1 protein-coding gene is annotated in these 1,867 nt (G+C 64.1%); it reads left to right on the top strand.

Annotated features, from left to right (window positions below; translation table 11 throughout):
- Positions 1–518: 518 nt before the first annotated feature.
- Positions 519–1,867 (top strand): D-serine ammonia-lyase (gene dsdA, locus AC4FAH_RS07605; protein WP_490245842.1); only part of this gene is annotated, 1,349 nt, incomplete at its 3' end.

The raw sequence follows: 1,867 nt of genomic DNA, 5'->3' as shown, positions 1-1,867 counted from the left end.
AAACCGAGTGCATCGAGAGCGCCTTCAGCATGCTTGCACCAGCAGGCCAACGCCTCGAAGATTACCCAATGGCTAATCAATCTCTGCCGCCAGCCTGACACCCATCAATTCTCGCGCCGCAACCCGAGGCGGTGACAGTCGTTGGGAAGCGCTGTGCCGCGCCCTGCCCCCAAGACCTATAGTCACAGTGAAAGTCGCTGAAAGCTTGGGAGAATCCAAACGCCCCAGGCGAAAACCTGCCAAAGCCCGCGTATTTCAGGCATAAAAAAATCCGCCAGGAAAACCGTGGCGGACCAAAGAACAGTTAAAGCCAGACATAACATCGCGATAACATCATGTCCTTGCTTACTATGACTGCACCTTTTGCATTTCTATCCCGACGGTTGCCAAAAAATTCGGTCTTTTTTGTCACTGACCTTTACGGAATGTGAAAGCTGGGCTACGTGCGTTGCCAGTGGAAGACGCGCTAACCTGTGATCTGACCTGATCGCTGGATCGAGCCCCCACAAGGACACCGCATGTCTGCCACGCCCCATGACCTCCACGCCCTGACGCTGCGTCACCCGGAAATCGCCAGCCTGATGGCCGGCCGCGAAATCGGCTGGCTCAACCCTGAACGCGTCGCGACCGCCAAGGCGCTCGCCTCACCGGCGCTGCAGGCGAGTGGCGTGGGAGCCCAGGACATCGAGGACGCCGACGCACGCCTGATGCGTTTCGCTCCCTGGATTGCCGAAGCCTTCCCCGAGACCGCCGCCGCGTCAGGGCGCATCGAATCACCGCTGGTGGCAACGCCCGGCTTGCAGCAGGCGCTGAGCGGCATAGCCTCGACCGCATCTCCTCTCAGCGCAACCGAATCCCCGCTGCCCGGCCGCCTGATGATCAAGTGTGACAACGCCCTGCCCATCTCGGGTTCGATCAAGGCGCGCGGCGGCATCCATGAAGTGCTCAAGCATGCCGAGCGTCTCGCCATTGACGCAGGGCTGCTGCATCAGGAAGACGACTACCGCGCCTTCCAGCGTGATGAGATACGAGACCTGCTGGCCGGCCAACAGGTCGTGGTGGGCTCCACCGGCAATCTGGGGCTCAGCATCGGCATCATGAGCGCGCGGCTCGGCTTTCGCGTCACCGTGCACATGTCGGCGGATGCCAAGCAATGGAAGAAGGACCTGCTGCGCGCCCGGGGCGCGGAGGTCGTGGAGCACAGCGGGGATTACGGCAAGGCCGTCGCCGCGGGGCGCCAGGAAGCGCAGCAGCCCAACGCCCACTTCATCGATGATGAAAGCTCGCGGGATCTGTTCGTGGGCTACGCCACGGCGGCCAGCCGCCTCGCGGAGCAGCTCTCGGCGCAGGGCATCCCGGTGGATGCCCGCCACCCGCTCTGCGTCTATCTGCCCTGTGGCGTCGGCGGCGGACCGGGTGGCGTGGCCTACGGCCTCAAGCAGGTCTTCGGTGACGCCGTGCACTGCTTCTTCGCTGAACCGGTCAGCTCCCCCTGCATGCTGCTGGGCATGTTGACCGGCGAACATGACGGCATCGCGGTGGAGGATATCGGGCTGGACAATCGCACCTGCGCCGATGGCCTGGCGGTGGGTCGCGCCTCGGCCTTCGTCGGGCGCGTGATGGCCCCCTTGCTCAGCGGCATCCATACCGTGCGCGATGAGCATCTGCTCGAACTGCTCGCGCTGGCATATGACAGCGAAGGCCTCATGCTTGAGCCGTCCGCGCTGGCCGGCGTGCCCGGTATCCGCCACGTGCTGCGCAATGACGCCCCCGAGTGGCACGCCTGGCGGGCGGCCAACGGGCTGGATGACGGCGAGGTGCAGGCCAATACCACCCATGTCGTCTGGGCCACCGGCGGCAGCATGGT

It is taken from the genome of Cobetia sp., assembly GCF_983723665.1.
Note: the sequence above shows the minus strand (reverse complement) of the source record. Positions and strands in the feature narration are given on the sequence as shown.